General features: G+C 63.6%; 16 protein-coding genes and 1 pseudogene. 2 read left to right on the forward strand and 15 right to left on the reverse strand.

Annotated features, from left to right (window positions below; all coding sequences use genetic code 11):
* Positions 1–40: 40 nt before the first annotated feature.
* The 9 genes from tatC to JQ611_RS12120 all read right to left on the reverse strand — a co-directional run bounded on the left by tatC (position 41) and on the right by JQ611_RS12120 (position 9,246).
* Complete coding sequence (gene tatC / locus JQ611_RS12080; RefSeq protein ID WP_211996703.1) at positions 41–868, reverse strand: twin-arginine translocase subunit TatC; 828 nt, start codon at positions 866–868, stop codon at positions 41–43.
* Positions 865–1,386: a Sec-independent protein translocase protein TatB gene (gene tatB / locus JQ611_RS12085; RefSeq protein WP_212392118.1), complete on the reverse strand. Its 522-nt coding sequence runs from the start codon at positions 1,384–1,386 to the stop codon at positions 865–867. Before tatB ends, tatC begins: the two co-directional genes overlap by 4 nt.
* Before the next feature lie 139 nt (positions 1,387–1,525).
* The gene (locus tag JQ611_RS12090) at positions 1,526–1,765 is read right to left on the reverse strand and encodes a twin-arginine translocase TatA/TatE family subunit (RefSeq protein WP_192739514.1); all 240 of its coding nucleotides are present in this window, start codon (positions 1,763–1,765) and stop codon (positions 1,526–1,528) included.
* 230 nt (positions 1,766–1,995) lie between these two features.
* On the reverse strand, positions 1,996–2,727 hold the full coding sequence (scpB, locus tag JQ611_RS12095) for an SMC-Scp complex subunit ScpB (RefSeq protein WP_212392119.1): 732 nt from the start codon (positions 2,725–2,727) through the stop codon (positions 1,996–1,998).
* A 21-nt stretch (positions 2,728–2,748) separates the two neighbouring features.
* Positions 2,749–3,579 carry a ScpA family protein gene (locus JQ611_RS12100; RefSeq protein WP_212269933.1) on the reverse strand — a complete coding sequence of 277 codons (831 nt, stop codon included), beginning with the start codon at positions 3,577–3,579 and terminating at the stop codon, positions 2,749–2,751.
* Positions 3,576–4,598: a beta-N-acetylhexosaminidase gene (gene nagZ, locus JQ611_RS12105; protein WP_212392121.1), complete on the reverse strand. Its 1,023-nt coding sequence runs from the start codon at positions 4,596–4,598 to the stop codon at positions 3,576–3,578. Before nagZ ends, JQ611_RS12100 begins: the two co-directional genes overlap by 4 nt.
* A 47-nt stretch (positions 4,599–4,645) precedes the next feature.
* Positions 4,646–6,100, reverse strand: coding sequence for an SPOR domain-containing protein (locus tag JQ611_RS12110; protein WP_212465537.1), 1,455 nt, complete (start codon positions 6,098–6,100; stop codon positions 4,646–4,648).
* A 120-nt stretch (positions 6,101–6,220) separates the two neighbouring features.
* Complete coding sequence (argS, locus tag JQ611_RS12115; protein ID WP_212465538.1) at positions 6,221–8,014, reverse strand: arginine--tRNA ligase; 1,794 nt, start codon at positions 8,012–8,014, stop codon at positions 6,221–6,223.
* A 23-nt stretch (positions 8,015–8,037) separates the two neighbouring features.
* A complete protein-coding gene (locus JQ611_RS12120; protein WP_212392124.1) occupies positions 8,038–9,246 on the reverse strand; it encodes a deoxyguanosinetriphosphate triphosphohydrolase in 1,209 nt (402 codons plus the stop codon).
* A 107-nt stretch (positions 9,247–9,353) separates the two neighbouring features.
* Between JQ611_RS12120 and erpA the strand changes: the two genes are divergently transcribed.
* Positions 9,354–9,683: an iron-sulfur cluster insertion protein ErpA gene (gene erpA / locus JQ611_RS12125; RefSeq protein WP_212465539.1), complete on the forward strand. Its 330-nt coding sequence runs from the start codon at positions 9,354–9,356 to the stop codon at positions 9,681–9,683.
* Between the two features lie 6 nt (positions 9,684–9,689).
* On the opposite strand, the gene JQ611_RS12130 is transcribed toward erpA, so the two are convergent.
* Genes JQ611_RS12130 through JQ611_RS12140 form a run of 3 tightly spaced genes read right to left on the reverse strand, consistent with a single transcriptional unit; the run spans position 9,690 to position 14,809 of the window.
* Positions 9,690–10,529 carry an amidohydrolase family protein gene (locus JQ611_RS12130; protein WP_249133105.1) on the reverse strand — a complete coding sequence of 280 codons (840 nt, stop codon included), beginning with the start codon at positions 10,527–10,529 and terminating at the stop codon, positions 9,690–9,692.
* 17 nt (positions 10,530–10,546) lie between these two features.
* On the reverse strand, positions 10,547–13,675 hold the full coding sequence (locus tag JQ611_RS12135) for an efflux RND transporter permease subunit (protein ID WP_212465540.1): 3,129 nt from the start codon (positions 13,673–13,675) through the stop codon (positions 10,547–10,549).
* Positions 13,676–13,678: 3 nt separating this feature from the next.
* Complete coding sequence (locus JQ611_RS12140; RefSeq protein WP_212465541.1) at positions 13,679–14,809, reverse strand: efflux RND transporter periplasmic adaptor subunit; 1,131 nt, start codon at positions 14,807–14,809, stop codon at positions 13,679–13,681.
* Positions 14,810–14,966: 157 nt separating this feature from the next.
* On the opposite strand from JQ611_RS12140, the gene xth reads away from it, so the two are divergent.
* Positions 14,967–15,758 (forward strand): exodeoxyribonuclease III, encoded by a 792-nt coding sequence (gene xth / locus JQ611_RS12145; protein ID WP_212392127.1) that lies wholly within the window; start codon positions 14,967–14,969, stop codon positions 15,756–15,758.
* A gap of 54 nt (positions 15,759–15,812) precedes the next feature.
* Here xth and JQ611_RS12150 read toward each other — a convergent pair whose 3' ends face one another.
* From JQ611_RS12150 to JQ611_RS12160, 3 genes and pseudogenes are all read right to left on the reverse strand, one after another.
* Positions 15,813–16,673 (reverse strand): tetratricopeptide repeat protein, encoded by an 861-nt coding sequence (locus JQ611_RS12150; RefSeq protein WP_212269925.1) that lies wholly within the window; start codon positions 16,671–16,673, stop codon positions 15,813–15,815.
* Positions 16,660–17,301: pseudogene (locus tag JQ611_RS12155) on the reverse strand (dihydroxy-acid dehydratase); the annotation flags it as partial. The pseudogene JQ611_RS12155 and the gene JQ611_RS12150, both read right to left, overlap by 14 nt.
* Before the next feature lie 322 nt (positions 17,302–17,623).
* On the reverse strand, positions 17,624–18,865 hold the full coding sequence (locus JQ611_RS12160) for a cytochrome P450 (RefSeq protein ID WP_212465543.1): 1,242 nt from the start codon (positions 18,863–18,865) through the stop codon (positions 17,624–17,626).
* Positions 18,866–19,528 lie beyond the last annotated feature (663 nt).

Here is a 19,528-nt window from a genome sequence, read left to right on the forward strand (position 1 = left end):
TCATGGGCCGCACGTCGGGTGAAACGCAGGCGAAGCCGCCCTACTCGGCCGGATTGGCCGCGGGCGGCGGGGTCGCGGAGGGCGGCGTACCGGTCGCAGCCTTGGCTGCGGCGGCGGCCCGCTTCTCCACCAGGGCGACCGCGAGGATCGAGCCTTCGTAGAGAACCAGCAAGGGCAGCGCGAGTGAGGCCTGGCTCAGCACGTCGGGCGGCGTCAGGACGGCCGCGATGACAAAGGCGACCACGATGAAATAGCGCCGCTTTTCGCGCAGCTGTTTTGCGGTGAGGATGCCGATCCGGCCGAGTAGCGTCAGGATCACCGGCAGCTGGAACGCGATGCCGAAGGCGAAGATCAGCCCCATCATCAGCGACAGATATTCGCCGACCTTCGGCAACAGCTGGATCTGCGCGGTCTCGTCGCCGCCGGACTGCTGCATGCCGAGCGAGAAGCGCACCAGCATCGGCAGCACGATGAAATAAACCAGGAGCGAGCCGAGTACGAAGAAGAACGGGGTCGCCACCAGATACGGCAGGAACGCACCGCGCTCGTGCTTGTAGAGCCCGGGCGCCACGAATTTGTAGATCTGCGTGGCGATGATCGGGAACGAAATGAAGCCGGCGCCGAACAGCGCGAGCTTCAACTGCGTGAGGAAGTATTCCAGCAGCGCCGTGTAGATGAACTTCGAATTCTCGGGGCCGGCGACCCAGACGAACGGCCACACCAGCACGTTGTAGATCTGCTTGGCGAAGAAGAAGCAGAAGATGAAGGCTATACCGAACGCCAGCAGCGCCTTGATCAGCCGCGAGCGCAGCTCGATCAAATGGTCCATCAGCGGCGCTTTGCTGGCCTCGATGTCTTCGTCGCTCATGACGCTTTGGCGTCCTTGAGAATATCCGGCGCCGGTGGCGCGATGTCCTGCTGCTGCGCGGCCTGAACTTCACGTGTAATCACCAGCGGCTCGGAAGCAGCCTGATGGGTTTCGGCCTCGACAAAGGTCTCGGCCGTCGGGGCGGCCGGCGTGGTCGGCGCGACGATTTCGGGCGTCACGGTTTCACCGATCGAGGTTTCCACCTGCGAATTGACGGGCTTGTCGATGTCGCCGATCTGCAAGGCGTCGCCGACGTCCTTTTGCAGCGAAGTCATCAGATTGGTGGGAGACATGCCGGTCGCGACGTCCTTGACCTCGTCAAAGCTCTTCTTGAGGTCGGCCATTTCGGCCTCGCGCATCGCTTCCTGGAACTGGCCCTGAAATTCGCTAGCCATCTTGCGGGCCTTGCCCATCCATTGCCCGACCATGCGCAGCACGCCCGGCAGCTCTTTCGGGCCGATGGCGATCAGCGCGACAACCGCGATGACGACCAGTTCACTCCACCCGATGTCGAACATGAAAATTTCCGCTTACGCGACCCCGCCCCACCCAAATCTCCATAGCAAGATTTTGGGGCGGCCCACGTCTTTTCTCAACCGGCGTCCATGGCTTCACCGGACACCGGTCCGCGCCAGACGGGCGCCTACGACTAAACCGTCAAACAGCCTTGCTGCCGACATCGGTGCGTGCCGCCGTCGGCGCCGCATTGTGATCGATGGTCTTGGTCGGCTCGACCGCAGGCTTTTCCGCAGGCTTGTCATCGTCCTGCAAGCCTTTCTTGAAGGACTTGATGCCCTGCGCGACGTCGCCCATCAGGTCCGAAATCTTGCCGCGGCCGAACAACAGCAGGACCACTGCGATCACGACGATCCAGTGCCAAATACTAAGCGAACCCATCCTGCAACCCTCCAAAAGAGACGGCCGGCATCCGGCCCAAGCTTTGCCGGAAGGTAGGCCCGGGAGGTGTCAAAAACAAGGACCTACGCCGCGGCAAATCGCTGTCGCGACTACGTATTATTGCTACCGTTAATCCGGTTTCGAGGACTAACCGGCCCTTGGCGGAACAGGCTCCGAACCGGGCCCGTTCTACTTTGCATGGGGTTGTTTTCGATATTTTTGTCCGCGCCCTAGCCCTCGCTCGGCGTCTCCGGCTCGGCGGCCGGCGCCAGCAGGAGTTCCAGGGTGTCGCCGGCATCCAGCGGATCCTCGTCCTCTCGCAGCGCCACGTCGTCCGACGGGGTCGGAACGCTGAAGCCGGAAGGCAGCCGCGAATCCAACAGGCCCGTGCCCTTCAGCTCTTCCAGGCCCGGCAGATCGCCGAGTGCTTCCAGGCTGAACTGCGACAGGAACCCGTCGGTGGTGCCGAACGTCAACGGCCGGCCCGGCGTCTTGCGGCGGCCGCGGGGACGGATCCAGCCGGTCTCCAGCAACACATCCAGCGTGCCCTTGGAGGTGATCACGCCGCGGATCTCCTCGATCTCGGCGCGCGTCACCGGCTGGTGGTAGGCGATGATCGCGAGCACCTCGATGGCCGCGCGCGACAGCCGCCGCGTTTCCGTGCTCTCCCGCGTCATCAGCCACGCCAGATCGCCGGCGGTGCGGAACGTCCATTTGTTCGCGACCCGCACCAGATTGACGCCGCGCGTGGCGTATTCCGCCTGCAGTTGCGCCAAGGCGACCTTGACGTCGACGCCGTCGGGCATGCGCTTGGCCAGCGCCGCCTGATCGACCGGCTCGGCGGAGGCGAACAACAGCGCTTCCAGCAGCCGCAATTCTTCGGGCCGCGCTTCGGGCTCGTTCGTGGGATCGACGGAATGTTCCTCGGCTTCTTCCATTCGCTTTTCCGCGAGGCTCGCCATGGCTAGGTCTCCTTCTTCCACTTACTCGACCGAGAGATCCGAAGCGGACATCGCCCCGGACGCTTGCGGCTGACGCTTACGAAAATACAGCGGCGCGAACGCCTCTTTCTGGTTCAGTTCCATCTCGCCTTCCCGCACCAGCTCAAGCGCTGCGGCAAAGGTGGATGCAAATACCGTCGCCTTCTGCGAGGGATCGACGACATAGCTGAGGAGATACTCGTCGAGGCAGCTCCAGTCATCGGCCACGCCGACCAGCCGCTCCAGCGACGCGCGCGCTTCCGACAGCGACCACACCGTGCGCTTGGCCAGATGCACCGTTGCCAGCACCTTCTGTTGACGCTGCGTCGCATAGGCCGTGAGCAGGTCGTACAGGGTCGCGGTGAATTTGGGGTGGCGGATTTCCGCGATCGATTCCGGATTGCCGCGCGGGAAAATATCGCGCTGGAACTGCGGCCGGTTCATCAGCCGGTTGGCTGCCTCGCGGATGGCTTCCAGCCGGCGCAGCCGGTTGGCGAGCGCGGTCGCCATCTCCTCGGCGCTCGGGCCGTCGGGCGTCGCCGGCTCGGGCAGCAGCAGCCGCGATTTCAGGAACGCCAGCCAGGCCGCCATCACCAGATAGTCGGCCGCCAGTTCGAGGCGAATCTTTCGCGCCGCCTCGATGAAGACGAGATACTGGTCGGCCAGCGCCAGGATCGAAATCTTGGACAGGTCGACCTTCTGTTGCCGCGCCAGCGTCAGCAACAGGTCAAGCGGCCCCTCATAGCCCTCGACGTCGACAACCAGCGAGGGCTCGCTGTCGGTGCCGTCAGCGGCGGGCCGTCCGGTCTCAAACGATAGAATCTCCGCCGTCATACCGTCCCTACCCGATTCATCAACGCGTCCAGTTCAGCCCGCGCCGCCTGCCGGTCGAGCGGCAGCGGCGCCTTTCGCGAGGCCAGCGCCCGGTTGGCGCGATTGAGGGCCTCGCCCGTCAGTTCCGGCGTCTCGGCTGCGACATCGCGCATCTCGTCGAGCTTGCCGTTGCAGTGCAAAACCATGTCGCAGCCGGCGTTGACGATGGCTCGAGTCCGCTCGGCGATCGATCCCGCCAACGCATTCATGGACACGTCATCACTCATCAACAAACCCTGGAACCCGATTACGCCGCGAATCACCTGCCGGATGATTGTCGCAGAAGTCGTCGCCGGATGGACGGGGTCTAGCGCGCTAAACACAACATGTGCGGTCATCGCCATCGGCAGGTCCGCCAGCGGTTGGAAGGCGGCAAAATCGGTCCGATCGAGCTCTTCCCTCGTCGAATCAACCGTCGGCAGCCGAAAATGGCTGTCCGCTGTGGCCCTTCCATGGCCGGGAATGTGCTTCAGGACCGGCAACACCCCGCCCTGCTCGAGCCCCTCGGTGACGGCGCGGGCGATCGCGGCGACCTTGCCCGGGTCGGTTCCATAGGCCCGGTTGCCGATAACAGCGTCGGCGCCGGCGATCGGCACGTCTGCGAGCGGCAGGCAGTCCACCGTGATTCCGAGGTCGATCAGGTCGGCTGCGATCAGCCGTGAACTCAAACGGGCGGCCTTGAAGCCCAACTTGGGGTCAATGTCGTACAACGCCCCAAAGACGGCGCCTGGCGGATAGACCGGCCAATGTGGCGGTCCGAGCCGCTGCACCCGCCCGCCTTCCTGGTCGATCAGGACGGGCGCCTCGGCGTTTCCGATCAAATCGCGTAATTCGCCAACAAGCGAAGCAACTTGCGCGGGGGTCTCAATGTTTCGTTTGAATAGGATAAAGCCCCATGGAAGCTCGGCACGGATAAAAGCGCGCTCGTCGGCGCTCAATTCCAGTCCGGATATGCCTGTGATGAATGCGCGGCTGCTCATGGGGGCCGATTAGGCCCCTCACAGCTCCCGGGTCAAGGAAACGGCCATTAATTCCTGAGGATGACGCACTGTCCGCCGGCGGTTTTCAGGTTGCCGCACAGCTGCGCCGCCTCCTCCTGAGAACCAAAGGGTCCGACCATCGAGCGGTAAACGACACCCTTTTCGCCGAGATCCGCCCGCCTGATCGAAGCCGAACGTGTCCCCAGCACGGATGGATACTTGCCCTGCAGCGCCCGGTAGGAAGCCAGCGCATCGGCCTCGTTCTTCTGCGAGGAGACCTGGACGAGGTATCCGACGCCGGAAGGCGCAGCCTGTGCCGGATTGGTTGCGGCGACACGGGTGGGCGCCGGATCGGGCGCTGCGCCGCCTTGCGGCGTCAACGCGAGCGGACCATTGGCGCTGGCGTTGGCGGATGACGGGTTGCGCGGCGCCGCGGCCGGGGCTGGCGCCGGTGCGGCCGTACGGGCAGCCGGCGCCGGCTTTGCCGATGCAACCCCTGCAGGAACGCCGCCGTTGTCGGCGTCGCCCTTCACGGCAAGGGTCTTGATCTTCCGTGGTTCGTTGTTCGGCAGCGAGCCGTTCGCGGCGGCAGCTGGCGGCGGAGCGGCCGGAGAGACGCTTGCGACCGAGGGCGGGCCGCCATTCGGGTTCAGCGGCGGAAACACCACGCGCGGGCCGGACCTGGAATTGACGTCGACCGGAGCCTCTTCACGCGAAACGATCTTTTCGCCGCCATCGCCGGGCACCATGCGGTCCGGTGTCTTGCCAGCGGCGCCATCGCCGGGCGTCGCCATGACCTTGGTCGGGCTGTTGTCGGCCTTGATGATCGGCGGCTCGCCGCTGCGGGGTGAACCGACATAGGTTCGATAGGCGAAGGCAGCCCCCGTCCCGACCACAGCCAGCGCCAGCACCGCGGCGACCGTTATCAAGCCGTTGCTGCGCTTGCGCGGCGGCTCGGGCTCTTCCTCATAATCGCTCTGGTAGGCGTAGGGATCATCCGGAAAGGCCGGATCACGGGCATATTCATGCTGCCCGGATTCGAGCTGGCCATACAGCGCGTCGTCATACCGCGAAGGATCCACGGGCTGCTCAGCCGCGTATTGCTGCGCCGGCTCGTGATAGTCCTGTTCATGTGCCGCCGGCTGCTGAGCGGCGTAGCGGTGCAAGGGATGCACGGGGCTCGGCTGGTATTCCGGCTCCGGCTCTTCGTATTCCTGTTGCGGTGGCGGCGCATCGTGCCTGGCGCGCTGCATCCATGGCGGCGGGCCCGCGGCCACGCTGACCTCTTCCTCGTCCACGGGGTCGTATTGCGGGCGCACGTTGGCCCGTGACTGCAGTGGGTGCGGGGTCTTGGTGCTGCCGTCAAACGGGTCGGACTGCCCGATCAGCCGCGCCAGCTCCGCCAGCGGATCGCTGTCGCCCCTCGCCGGGGCAGCCGGGTTCGCGCCGCGATCATCGTCGGCGTCGGAAGGAAAAGGTCGTTCCTGATATCGATCAGCCATCGTGAAGATGCATCCCCTTCGGGACAGCGCCAACCCGCCATGACCATACGAGCCATGAAATACGAATTGGCCCCTGCCAGATACCCTCACAATCCCCATTGTGAGGGCCTTCGCCCCTGCCTACCGCATCTCGGTCGGAGCGTGGACGCCGAGAACGGCTAAGCCCGATGCCAGAACCGAGACGACGCCCTGGACCATTGCCAGTCGCGCCTTCGTAATCTGTGCATCATTAGTGATAATGAAGCGTAAATAGGGCAAATCCCGCCCCCTGGTCCAAAGCGCGTGAAATTCACTCGCGAGATCATAGAGGTAAAAAGCGATTCGGTGGGGTTCATGCGCCACCGCCGCCGCCTCGATCATCCGGGGATAGAGCGCCAGCTGCTTCAGCAGGCTGAGTTCCGCAGGGTCCGTCAGCCGCTCCACCGCGGCATCCCCGAGATAGGCCGCCCGGGCGGAATCGCTCTCCGGCAGGTCGGGAACCAGTTCCCGGGCGTTCTTGAAGATCGAATGGCCGCGGGCATGGCCGTACTGGACGTAGAACACCGCGTTGTCCTTGGACTGCTCGATCACCTTGGCGAGGTCGAAATCCAGCACTGCGTCGTTCTTGCGGAACAGCATCATGAAGCGAACGGCGTCCGAGCCGACCTCGTCGACCACCTCGCGCAAGGTGACGAACTCGCCGGAGCGCTTTGACATCTTCACAGGCTCGCCGTCGCGCAGCAGCTTGACCAGCTGCACGATCTTGACGTCGAGGGCCGCCTTGCCCGAGGTCACGGCCTTTACCGCGGCCTGCATGCGCTTGATGTAGCCGCCATGATCGGCGCCGAACACGTCGATCAGGTTGGTAAAACCGCGATCGAATTTGTTCTTGTGGTTGGCGATGTCGGACGCAAAATATGTATAGGCGCCGTCCGACTTGATCAGCGGACGATCGACATCGTCGCCGAATGCGGTGGCCCGAAAGAGCGTTTGCTCGCGGTCCTCGTAGTCGTCGACCACCTTGCCTTTGGGCGGCGCCAGGCGGCCTTCATAGACATCGCCTTTGGAACGCAGATAATCGATGGTCTCGGTGACCTTGTTGTTGCCGGACTCGATCAGCGAGCGCTCCGAGAAAAACACATCGTGCTTGATGTGGAGCGCGGCGAGATCGGTCTTGATCATGTCCATCATCATGTCGATGGCCTTGAGCCGCACGATCGGCAGCCAGACGTTTTCCGACATCGCCTTGAACTTGTCGCCGTATTCGGCGGCAAGCGCCTGCCCGACCGGCACGAGATAGTCGCCGGGGTACAGGCCTTCCGGTATAGCGCCGATGTCCTCGCCGAGCGCCTCAAGGTAACGCAGATAGGCGGAGCGGCCGAGCACGTCGACCTGCGCGCCGGCGTCGTTGATGTAATATTCGCGCGTGACGTCATAACCCGCGAATTGCAGCAGGCTGCATAGCGCGTCGCCGAACACCGCGCCGCGGCAATGGCCGACATGCATCGGCCCGGTCGGATTGGCCGAGACATATTCGACATTGACCTTTTCGCCGCCGCCGATCGCGCTCGCTCCGTAGGCGGCGCCTTCGCGCAGCACCGTGCGCAGCGCGTCGGCCCACACCTCTGGCTTCAAGGTGAGATTGATGAAGCCTGGCCCGGCGACTTCGACGGAGGCGATCAGATCGTCCGCGCGCAGCTTTTCGGCGAACTTGTCGGCGAGATCGCGCGGCTTTGCCTTAGCGTCCTTGGCGAGCACCATCGCGGCATTGGTCGCCATGTCGCCATGGGTCGCATCGCGCGGCGGCTCGACCACCACGCGGGAGAAATCGATGCCGGCGGGCCAGTTTTCCTCGGCCGCTAGCACGGCACAAATCCTGTGCACGCGTGCAAGCACATCGGCAAAAAGGTGCGGAGAAGTGGGTTTTTCGGCCATTTTTTGAAGTCCTCGGCCGCCGCCTAACGCAAATCCGGGGTCGAGTCAAAAAGCCTTTGATGCTCGGTCAGGGCAAAACGGTCGGTCATCCCGGCAATGAAATTGCCGATCCGGCGGATACGTTCGCCCTCGGTCTCGTGCTCGGTGCCCTCGACCCACTCGGCCGGCAGGTCATCCGGAGATTTCTGGTAGCGCGCGAACAGGTCGAACACGATCTGCTCCGCCTCGCCCATCACCCGCATCACCCGCTTGTGGCGGTACATCCGCAGCTTCAGGAACGCCTTGATGTCGGCCTCTTCCGCCGCCACGGCAGGCGGAAACGCGACCAGCGGCTGAGCGCAGTGGCGTACATCATGGGCCGATTGCGGTTTGGCGGCCTCGATCCGCCTGCCGGCCTCCGCCACAACAGCCGAGATCATGTAGGAAATCAGCTCGCGCACCAATTCCGCCCCGCGCCTGCTGTCATCGAGATCAGGATAGTGCTTGCCGATGTCAGCGATGATGGCTGCCGTGAGCGGCATCACCTTGAGGTCGTCAACGCTGAACAGGCCCGCGCGCAGGCCGTCATCGATATCGTGAGCGTCATAGGCGATGTCGTCGGCGAAGGCTGCGACCTGGGCCTCCAGCGAGGCGTAGGTCCACAACTCCAGATCATATTTGCGGTTGAAATCGGCGATCCCGACCGGGATCCCACTGTCGCTGTAGCGCCCGGCCGGGGCCCCGCTCCGCTCCGTCAGCGGGCCGTTGTGCTTGACGATGCCCTCCAGCGATTCCCAGCTCAGATTGAGGCCGTCGAACTCGGGGTAGCGATGTTCCAGCGAGGTGACGACGCGCAGGGTCTGGGCGTTGTGATCGAAGCCGCCATGAGCCAGCAGGCATTTGTCCAGCGCCCGCTCCCCGGCATGGCCGAACGGGGGGTGGCCGAGGTCATGGGCCAGCGCCAGCGTCTCGGTGAGGTCCTCGTCGAGCCCGAGTTGGCGGGCCAGCGCGCGGGCGATCTGGGCCACCTCCAGCGAATGGGTCAGTCTTGTGCGGTAATGATCGCCTTCATGGAACACGAAGACTTGAGTTTTGTGCTTCAGGCGGCGGAAGGCGGTAGAATGGATCACCCGGTCGCAGTCGCGCCGGAACGGGCTGCGGGTCTTGCTCGGCGGCTCCGTAAACAGCCGGCCGCGGCTGCGATCGGGATCGCAGGCATAGAGCGCGCGGGGGGCAGCCATTCCGACCGACAAGTTTTTTTAGTCCTTATCCATTTGATTCTGCGAGATTACATACTTAACTATGGGGAGCGCGGGATACCAAATGAATTGGGTATGACGCCTTCGACCGGAGACCACGCATGACCACTACCATCACCGTCAGCGAGCGGGCCGCCCGCCGCATCGGGCAAATCCTCAAGACCGAGGGCGACGGCGCCATGCTGCGCATCTCCGTCGAAGGTGGCGGCTGCTCCGGCTTCCAGTACAAGTTCGACGTCGAGCACGCCCAGGCCGAGGACGATCTGGTGATTGCGCGCGAGGGCGCGGTGGTGCTGGTCGATCCGGCATCGGTGCCGTTCCTGGCCGGCTCGGAGGTCGATTTCGTCGACGACCTGATCGGCGCGTCGTTCCGGGTGGTCAATCCGAACGCCACCGCCTCCTGCGGCTGCGGCACCAGTTTTTCGATCTGAGCGATATCAGCGCGGCGCGGCGAATAGCGCCTTCGCATTGCCGCTCGCGATCTGCTCGGCGATTTTTGGCGATAGCTGCGCCAGCCATGCGCGATAGCTCGCCATGATCTCACCATAGCTCGCCCAGCGCTCCGGCACCCAGGTGTCCGAACCGAGCAGGAAGCGATCAGGATAGCGTTCGAACAGCGTCCGCCACTCAGCCGTCAGCTTGCCTGCGCCGTCGGTGATGCCGCTGCGATACGACAACTCTCCCCACAGCTTTGGGTATTTCGACAGCATCGCCGTGACGCGATCGGTCGACAGCCCAAAGCCGGTATGCGCCCAGATGATCCGGGCTTTCGGATTGTGCCGCATCAGGATCTCGACCGCCTCGTCATCGGCATGGGCATGCAGATAGAGGTCGTTGGCGACAGCAAAATCGACGGTCTTCTTCACCCACTCGTTTTCCGCCGACTTGCCCGACAGATGGAATTCGCCGATGCCGCGGTAGTAGCCGCGCTTGAATTCGTCCTGCACGAGATCGAAGATCACGGGATCGCCGAACCAGCTCTGGATATCTGACCGGACGCGGTACGGCCGAATGAAAGGCACGACCTGCAGGCCATCGGCCTTCGCATCCACCAGCGCATGCGTTCCACTGTTCGGGCGGCTGGTCGCGAGGATGCCGGTGACGCGATGCTTCTTGAACAGCGCGAGCACCTCGTCGAGCTGGTAAAAGGGCTTCGGTTCCCAATTGTAATGCAGATGCGCATCGAAGATTTCGATCGGCTCGGCCGCAACGGCCTTGGTCCCGGCACTGCACGCAAGCGCGATCAGGACGACGACGCACCCCAAAGCGGTCTGCATTGCCCGCGCAGGGACCATTACTCGGCCGCGACCACGCGCGGCCGCTTGTCGCCGTCGGTTTCTTCGAGCTGCGGCTCGAGCCGGCGCTTCAGGCGGCGGTCGATGCGGTCGAGATAGATGTAGATCACGGGGGTGATGTACAGCGTCAGCAGTTGCGACAGGCACAGACCGCCGACTACGGCGACGCCGAGCGGCTGGCGCAGTTCGGCGCCGGCGCCGGCGCCGAGCGCGATCGGCAGCGTGCCGAAGATCGCGGCGAACGTCGTCATCATGATGGGGCGGAAACGCAGCAGCGCGGCTTCGCGGATCGCATGCTCGGCGCTGAGGCCGACGCTGCGGCGTTCCAGCGCAAAGTCCACCATCATGATGGCGTTCTTCTTGACGATGCCGACCAGCATCACGATGCCGATCATCGCGATGACGGACATCTCCATTCCGAACAGCATCAGGGTCAGGATCGCGCCGATGCCGGCCGACGGCAAGCCGGAGATGATGGTGATCGGGTGGATGAAGCTCTCGTAGAGTATGCCGAGGATGACGAAGGCCGCGAACACGGCGGCGAGGATCAGGACGCCCTGCCCGCGCAGCGAATCCTGGAACACCTGCGCCGTGCCGGAGAAGCCGGTGGCAATGGTCGCCGGCAGGTTGGAGCTCTGCTCGAGCGTCGTGATCTTGTCGACCGCATGCCCGAGCGAATAGCCCGGCGCGAGGTTGAACGAGATCGTCACCGCCGGCTGCTGCGCCTGATGGTTGATTTGCAGCGGCCCCACCGTCGGAACCAGCTTCGCCACCGCTGACAGCGGAATGGTCTGGTTGTTCTGGGTCTTCATGTAGAGCTTGGACAGGTCGGACGGATCGACCCGGAACTGCGGCTGCACTTCCAGGATGATCTGGTAGTCGTTCGACGGCATGTAGATGGTGCCGACCTGGCGCGAGCCGTAGGCGTTGTAGAGCTGGTTGCGAACCTGGTCGACGGTGACGCCGTAAACCGCGGCCTTCTCGCGGTCGATGTCGACCGTCATCTGCGGGTTCTTGATGTAGAGATCGGTGGTGACGTCGAGCAGGCCCGGCACCTTCTCGATCTTGTCGCGCATTTCCGGCGCCAGCCGGTACAGCGAGTCGGTGTCGCCGCTCTGCATCACATACTGGTATTGGCTCTTGGAGATCCGCCCCCCGATATTGAGGTTCTGGATCGGCTGGAAGAACGCCTGCATGCCTGGAATCTGGCGGGCTTTGCCCCGCAGCCGCCCTATGATCGTCGTGAGGTTGTCGCGTTCCTTCTTCGGCTTCAGCGCAATGAACAGCCGTCCGTAATTCGCCGTCGTGTTCGGTCCGCCGGCGCCGACGGTGGAGTTGATGTATTCGATCGCGGGATCGCTTCTCAGCACCGCGACCAGCGCCTGCTGCCGCTCCTTCATCGCATCGAAGGACGTGTCGGTCGCAGCCTCGGTCACGCCGATCAGGAAGCCGGTGTCCTCCTGCGGAAAGAAGCCCTTCGGCACGATCATATAGAGGTAGACGGTGCCGCCCAGCGTCGCCAGCGTCACGGCCAGCATCAGCGCCTTGCGCGCCAGCACCCAGTCGAGCGTCCATTCATAGGCACGCAGCCAGGATTCGAACATCGCCTCGAAAACGCGAAGCACGATGTTCGGCTTCTTGTTCGGGTCGTGCGCCCGCAACACGCGCGCGCACAGCATCGGCGTCAAGGTCAGCGAAACGAATCCTGACACGATGATCGCGACCGATACCGTCACCGCAAACTCGCGGAACACCCGGCCGACGATGCCACCCATCAGCAACACCGGGATGAACACGGCGATCAGCGAGAACGTGATCGAAATGATCGTGAAGCCGATCTCGCGCGCGCCTTTCAGCGCGGCTTCAAACGGCTGCATCCCGCGCTCGATATGGCGGACGATGTTCTCCAGCATGACGATGGCGTCGTCGACCACGAACCCGACGGAAAGGGTCAGCGCCAGCAGCGTCATGTTGTTGATCGAATAGTCGAGCGCGTACATCACCGCGCAGGTGCCGAACAGCGAGATCGGAACCGCCAGCGCCGGAATGAAGGTCGCCGACGCCGAGCGCAGGAACAGGAAGATGACGAGGATGACCAGCCCGATCGCGATCAGCAGCGTCTCCTCGACGTCGGCCACCGCCTGACGAATGGATACCGAGCGATCCATCAGCACGTTGATCGACACCGATGGCGGGATCTGCGCCCGCAGCACCGGCAATTTGGCCAGAATGCCATCGACCACCGCCACCGTGTTGGCGTCCGGCTGTTTCTGGATGCCGAGCACGATCGAGCGCTCGTCGTTCAGCCAGGTTGCGATCCGCTCGTTCTCGACGCTGTCGTAGATCTTTGCGACCTCATCGAGCTTGACCGGCGAACCGTTGCGCCAGGCCACCACGATCTTGCTGTAGTCAGCCGCCTTGTCCATCTGGCCGGAGGCCTGCAACGCCACGTCCTGCTTTGGTCCATTCAGCGTGCCGACCGGGGTCGACGAATTGGCGGCCGAAACCGCGGCGCGAATGTCTTCGAGCGACAATCCGCGCGCCGCGGCGGCTTCCGGATCGGCCTGGACGCGAACGGCGAACTTCTGCGCGCCGTAGACGCTGACCTGCGCGACGCCCGGTATCTGCGACAAAGTCTGGCCGATGGTGATTTCGCCATATTCGTTGACCGCCGACAGCGGCAGCGTGGACGAGCCAAGCACCACGAACAGGATCGCGAAATCGGCCGGGTTCACCTTGCGGAAACTCGGCGGGATTCTCATCTCGATTGGCAACCGGCGTTGCGCGATGGTCAGCGCCGTCTGCACGTCGAGCGCGGCGGAATCGATATTGCGGTTGAGATCGAACTGGATCGTGATCTGGCTCGAGCCCTGCGATGAGTTCGACGACATCGAGGAGATGCCGGCGATGGTCGAGAGCTGGCGCTCGATGACGCCGGCCACCGAGGCTGCCATCGTATCCGCGCTCGCGCCCGGCAAGGTCGCGGTCACGGCAATGGTCGGGAAGTCGACCCGCGGCAGCGCCGATACCGGCAGCAGGCGGAAGCCGAAGATGCCGAACGCAATGATCGACGCCGTGATCAGCGTCGTCATGACCGGCCGGCGGATGCAGAGCTCCGAGAGCGTCATCGGCTACGCCCCCGCCTTCTTCGCCCGCGGCTCGACCCGCGTTCCATCCGACAGCAGCAATTGTCCGTCGACCACCACGCTCTCGTCGCCGGCGAGCCCTTCTGAAATCACCGACATGCCCTGCGAGGTACGATCGACCGTGACCGATTGAACCTTGGCTGTGCCGTCCTTGACGATGAAGACGAAGTTGCCGGTCTGGCTACGCTGCACGGCGACCGTCGGAACCACGATCGCATCTTCGCTGCGGATCGTCAGTCGGGTCGCGACCAGGGTGCCCGGCCACAAGGTCTCGTTCTCGTTGTTCATGATGCCGCGCACGGTAACCATGCCCGTGGTGGCATCCACCGTGTTCTCGACCATCGCGATCTTGCCGCTTTCCGAGCGCTGATGACCCGGGATCGTCGCGGTCACCCCGGATGCCCCCTTCGCCATCGACTCGCGCAGATCGACCAGCACGCGCTGGGGGACGGCGAAGGTCACGTAGACCGGCGCCATCTGGTTGATGACGGCGAGCGCCGCGAGATCGGCCGGCCGCACGAAATTGCCGACCTTGACGTTGGCGGCACCGACCCGGCCTGAGAACGGTGCGCGGATCGTGGTGTAGCTTTTCTGGACCTTCAGATTGTCGAGCGCCGCCTGGTCGGCCTTGATGGTTCCGGCCAGGATGTCAGCCGTCGTCTTGGCGTTGTCGAGATTGACCTGCGTGGTGGCGCCCTTGCCGATCAGTTCGCTGTAGCGCCGGACATCGCGCAGCGCGCCTTCGAGCTGCGCCTGGTCCTTCGCCAGCACCCCCTCGGCCTGCTCGATCTGGGCGTCGATCTGGCGCGCATCGAGCGTGAACAGCAAGTCGCCTTCGTTGACCTTGGCGCCGTCCTGGAAATGGACCGACACGATGGTGGTTTCCAGCCGCGACTTCAGCGCCACGCTGGAGATCGGCGTGACGGTTCCGTTGGCGTCGACATCGACGGGCACGGACTTGCGCTCCGCCTTCGCCAGTTCGACCGAGACCATGCGCGGGCGCTGCGGCCCCTGTGCGCTGGCGTTGCTCCCCATCCACGACGAGCGGGTTGTGTAGGCCGCGACGGCAGCAATGCCGATAATGCCGGCGAAAAGTATCCAGTTACGCTTTTTCATAATTTTTCACGTCCGCCGGTCCGCAAAGGGCGGGACAGTTGCTCCCGGCCCCCTTGACGGCGACTTTTACGCCTTATTTCTAGATAGTTATCACAGCCTCGCGGCACATGGTATGCCACTGCAGCGAAAATGTGTGATTACAATCCGGGCTTTTGCAATGCGTATTGCTACGTGGAACGTCAATTCGGTCCGGCAGCGGATCGACCATCTCCTGACCTGGCTGAAGGACTGCGCGCCTGACGTCGTCTGCCTGCAGGAAATCAAATGCATCGATGACGCCTTTCCGCGGCTCGAGATCGAGGCGCTCGGCTACAACGTCGTCACCCACGGCCAGAAGACCTTCAACGGCGTTGCGTTGTTGTCGAAGCTGCCGTTCGAGGAAACCAAATCCGGCCTCGCCGGCGACGACGAGGATGCCCATGCCAGGTTCCTCGAAGGCGTGATTCCCCTGAAGAAGGGCGTGCTGCGCATCGCTTGCCTTTATCTGCCCAACGGCAATCCTGCGGATTCAGATAAATATCCCTATAAACTCAAATGGATGTCGCGGCTTCTTGAGTACTCCAGGGAGCGACTTAAAGCGGAGGAGCCGCTGATCCTGGCGGGCGACTTCAACGTCATCCCGGCAGCCCGGGACGTCTACAATCCCGCCGCCTGGGCCAATGATGCGCTGTTCCGCCCGGCGACCCGCGAATCCTTCCAATCGCTGCTCGGGCTTGGCCTGACGGACGCGCTGCGGGCCGTGAACGACGCCCCCGGCCAGTACACCTTCTGGGACTATCAGGCCGGTGCCTGGCAGAAGAACTGGGGCATTCGGATTGACCATTTGCTGCTGTCGCCGCAGGCCAGCGACCGGCTCACCAATGTCGGTATCGACAGCTACGTGCGCGCCTGGGAGAAGCCGTCGGACCATGTCCCGGTCTGGGCCGATCTCGATCTCGAAACCGCCTGAGCGAATAAGCGCCGCTCAAGCCAGGCCGCGGCAGAAACCAAGCCGCGGCGGGAATCAGTCCCGGCGGCCCTGCACCCAGTGCTCGAGCATCTGCAGCGCCATGGCGCGGTCGTCGCCGGAGGCTTTCGACATCGCCCGGGTGTAGCTTTCCTTGATCCAGACCTCGTCCGGCGTCGCACTCTCACTCGCCAGGGTCAGCCACATCAGCCCGCGCGCGCGCTGCGGCGGCAGCCGGTCGCCGTTGAACAGCATCTGGCCGAGCAGCGCCTGCGCCTGATGCTGGCCCTTCTGGGCGGCCAGACCAAGCCAGCGGGCGCCATAGCGGAAATCTTCCCGCGAGGCGTCGGGGGTCTTCAGATAGAGCCGCGCCAGGTCGTACTGGGCGTCGGCGTTCCCGAAATAGGACGCGGCATAGGAGAACATCTCCCGCGCCCGCTCCCTGTCGACCTTGACCTTCGAATTGGGAATGCCGTTGAGGTAATACCGCCCCAGCGCCACGAACGCGTTGGCCACGATCGTCGCCTGAGGCGCCGACGGGCTATCCTCGGCGTGCTGGTTGGCAATGCGGCTGAAATATTCGAACGCCCGCAGGTCGTCCTGGGTGACGCCATCGCCGTTGGCATACATCCGGCCCAGCTTCCACTGGGCCACGGGATGACCGCCTTCAGCGGCGTATTGCAGGGAGGTCAGCGACGGCGCGGAGGCGGCAGCCGCCGCGGTTGCCGGCGGAATCGCCTTTTTTGCCCCTGGAATACCCAAGGCCTGGGCGTTCAACGCCTGGGCGGCGGGCTGGGAAACCACGGGAAGAGCGGCATCTTTGGGATTTACCGGCGCACCATCGAACGCGAATCCGGAGCCCGCCACCGGCGCGGCCCCTAACATCAACGCAAGAATGATACGCCTAGATGTCCGCATAACACTGTTTCTCGTGCGCACCGTCTGGATGGGAAACAGCGCCATCCATCGCCTGCCCGGTCCTTTGGGCGTCCTTCCACAGCGCAGCCGATTTGAAGTTAGTCGCTCGGGACTGCCGTTTGGTCTCATGTTCAGGGGCGTCGGCGCCGGTCAACTTTACGTTAAGACTCGCCGCGGCGTTCTTTTCGCGGTCCAAGCCGCGGACAGAACTTGAAAATTCAGAACCTGAAAATATCGGCTTCGACATGCCCGCGACCTTCACGACCGCACCTTCCTGCGCAAAATCTTTTTGGCCAACGATACCGCCGGTGGCGGCCATCGGCTTTACGCTCTTGAGGTTTTCGGCGATCGTCCGGCCCGTGGCGGTAAGGCAATTCCCGCGCAGGTGGCCGTTGTCGAGCAGCGTCTTCATCAGAAGCGATATGCTCCCAATTTCCTGCATGTCTTTGGCAACATAACGGCCGCTCGGCTGCAAACCCGCGGCACACGGAGTCTTTTTGAAGATTTTTCCCGCGAAGATTTCGGCGCCGTCGATCAAATCGAATCTGGTGCGGCAGCGATTGGCGATCACAGGCGAGTGCGATGCAGCATTGCCGGTGCCGAAGGAAGCCGCGATGACGGCGGCTGCGACATAGGTTTGGGCTTGGGCTTGGGCTTGCGGCGCGCGCGCGGGTCCCGCCGTCACGTGACAGCTCGGCAGCCTGTCCTTGATGTTGGTCCCTGCGTGCATCGCGAACCTGTTTCCCCAGCCGACTCGTCTTGGCGAGCGCTGTGGCCATCAGCCTATGAAGGCATGATTTCATGCAGGGGTGTGGCTAAAAAGCGGCGCAGGCAATAGCTGGCTGATTTGACGGTTAAATGTTCAGGAAGTGTTGCGGCCACGCAACAATCGTAGCAAGCGGGCAACGATCGATGGCACAACCCGCACAGGCTGTGGAACCAAAAACCCGCTACTCCTGCTTTACGCCACCCGGACCGCGTGTTTGCCTGATCACCACAACCGGCAACCGGTCGATCGCGCGCAGGCCAGGCCGCTTGCGCCATTTGATTTCGGATGGATCGACAGCCAGCGCCAGCTCGGGCCAGCGCCGGAACAGCGATTTCAGCGCACATCGGCCTTCGATCCGCGCCAGCTGATGGCCGAGGCAAAAATGGATCCCGGTGCCAAACGCGATGTGGCGGTTGGGCCTGCGCTGCAGGTCGAGCCGCTCAGGATGCGGATTGGCTTGCGGGTCCATGTTGGCGGCGGCGAGCATTGCCATGACCTTTTCGCCCTTCCTCACCTGCACGCCGCCAAGATCGACATCCCGGCGCACATAGCGCGGCTTGGTGAATTGCACCGGCGTGATGAAGCGCAGAAATTCCTCGACCGCCAGATCGAGCCGGCTTTCGTCCTCACGCAGCCAGTGGCGCAGTCCGGGATTCTTCAGAAGCTCGAACGCCGATCCGCTGATCAGATGCGTCGTGGTTTCGTGGCCGGCGAACAGCAGCAGGAACACCATCGACACGATCTCGTCGCGGCTGATCTTCCCGCCGTCCTTTTCGACGCGCACGATCTCGGCGATCAACCCCTGCCCGCCCTGCCGGCGGACGGTTTCGAGATGCTGCTCGACGTAGCGCCGCATGGCAAAAATCTTCGGCATCATGCCGAGAAAGCCGAGCGCGCCGGTGAAGCGGGTAAAGCCGCTGGCCCAGGCGGTGAATTTGGCGCGGTCGGCGAGCGGCAGCCCGAGCAGTTCGCAAATCACCGACAGCGGCAGCCTGCGCGCAAAGCGCTCGACGAGATCGGCCGGAGTGCCATCGGCAAACAATTCATCGGCAAGCTGGTCGCCGATCGCCTGGATATGCGGCTCCATGTCGAGCACGGCACGGCGGCGGAACGCTTCGTCGACGATGTCGCGCAGCCGCTTGTGATCGGGCTCGTCCATCGACAGCATGCTGTTGGCGAGCGTGCGCACGATGCCCGGCATCCACCATTGCAGCCCGGCGACATTGCCATCGTCGCGGCGGATGGTGAAGGTCTCGGTATCCTTCAGCACCTGATCAGCGAGCGCTTGCGTGGTCGTGGCCCACACCTTGCCGATGATGGGAAAGCGCACTTCCACCACCGGCCCGGTGGTGCGCAGCTTCTCGATCGCGGTGGCGGGGTCGCGAAAGAACTCCTGGCTGGTGAAGTCGGCCTGTAAACTCATGTGCGGTTCCTTCGCTGAAGTCCGATGCCCGATATGCGAGCTCGACGTAATAATTCCAGCCCCAATGGGTAACGTCATTGCGAGGAGCGATAGCGACGAAGCAATCCATGCTGCCCGCGCGGATGGATTGCTTCGCTCCGCTCGCAATGACGGCGACGGAGCGGCTCCACACAATGCCGTCATCCCCGCGCAGGCGGGGATCCAGTACGCCGCGGCTTATCGGTTCAATCATCAGCGTCTCTGGAATACTGGGTCACCCGCCCCCCATGCGCAATTGCGCACTCGGGCGGGTGACGACGACCGAATATGTCTATGCAATCTCGCGACGCGATGCGCCCGAGGTTTGCCAGAAACTTCCCGCCCTCCAATGAGAGGGCGCAGGGAAGACCGGGTGCGCGCTGCACCCGCGGTCCCGTGTGCGGTTTGCACTAAGTAGGCTGCACACGAGCATACAGGGCAGCGGAGAACACCCGGCCTTCCCTGCGCAATGGCTTTACGGCTTATGCCGTGCTCTCCCCGGAGACGAGTTCTTGGTTGACTCCGTCACCGCCGGTTCAGCTCACGCTTAGCCGACGGCTTGACGCCAGCAACGGGCGCCAGGACCACACGGTTTTGCCGTACGCTTATCCACGCCGTCGTCGAGGCGTAAACCAGCGTCCACCG

It is taken from the genome of Bradyrhizobium sp. AUGA SZCCT0182 (assembly GCF_018130185.1).
Classification (GTDB): domain Bacteria; phylum Pseudomonadota; class Alphaproteobacteria; order Rhizobiales; family Xanthobacteraceae; genus Bradyrhizobium.